Source organism: Acetobacter okinawensis (assembly GCF_002153655.1).
Taxonomy (GTDB): domain Bacteria; phylum Pseudomonadota; class Alphaproteobacteria; order Acetobacterales; family Acetobacteraceae; genus Acetobacter; species Acetobacter okinawensis_A.
Map to the genome: position 1 here is coordinate 1 of NZ_JOPJ01000098.1, position 368 is coordinate 368.

The following is a 368-nucleotide window of genomic DNA, read 5'->3' on the forward strand; positions in this document are numbered from 1 at the left end:
AAAAAGTATATTTTGGGGAATTTGGGAAGTGAAAAATGCAGTTATGTGTATTTTTTTTTCGTGATCACTGCTACGCCCTTGTAAAACCAGCCTTTTACCGTTTTGTGGTCACGGCCCATTTTCTCGCCAATTTGCCGCCAGCTATACCGATGCTGGCCGGACAGCGGGTGGATCATCATCCAGAACAGTACGACGCGGCGGTGTGCTGTATCCTGTATCCATGAAACCCAGCCCAGAGCCTCATCCATGCGGGATATTTCTGCTGACGTGGGCATTGGCGGCCTGATCTGGCTTTCCGCCGTCAGGCTGAGCAGGTCATCCAGTTCCATGAGCGTTTCCTGCCAGGATGAGCCGCAACTGGACGGACG

At 52.2% G+C, this 368-nt stretch carries 1 protein-coding gene; it reads right to left on the reverse strand.

From position 1 onward, the window contains the following. Positions 1-41 precede the first annotated feature (41 nt). Positions 42-368 (reverse strand): DUF6362 family protein (locus HK26_RS13655; RefSeq protein WP_180539591.1); only part of this gene is annotated, 327 nt, incomplete at its 5' end.